1 protein-coding gene is annotated in these 380 nt (G+C 32.9%); it reads left to right on the forward strand.

Translation table 11 applies throughout. The annotated features are described in order from the left end of the window. Nucleotides 1–252, forward strand: a 252-nt coding sequence (locus AB3I00_RS14725; RefSeq protein WP_368025628.1) for a hypothetical protein, incomplete at its 5' end; no start/stop codon positions are given. Nucleotides 253–380: the final 128 nt, after the last annotated feature.

Consider the following 380-nt stretch of genomic DNA (forward strand, 5'->3'; position numbering starts at 1 on the left):
CCGATTTGGATGGAGTTAGGCGATTATCCAACGGTAGTAACAAGCGATCGAAAAATTGGTATACATGAGATTAGTGTTAAAGTAACGGATTCTCTGCCAGTAAAAGCGTATATGTATGGCACATATGAATCAGAAACGATTGAAGATGACGAAATCGTTTTTTGTCCATTGGATTCCAATCACCCTTTCACTGCAGGTGTACCGGAAAATTTTACAGAAGAAGATGTTGAATGGGTCAAATCAAATAAATAAAAGAGAAAACCGCCTTTTACATAAAGAAGTAAGAGGTGGTTTTTTAGTATTAAAAATTATAAATAAAAAATTGTCGTGTAAGTAATTGTTATTTATGAGCTAAAAAACGATATTTCTAAATGGTCATT

This window comes from Enterococcus sp. C76 (assembly GCF_040886985.1).
Classification (GTDB): Bacteria; Bacillota; Bacilli; order Lactobacillales; family Enterococcaceae; genus Enterococcus_B; species Enterococcus_B lactis.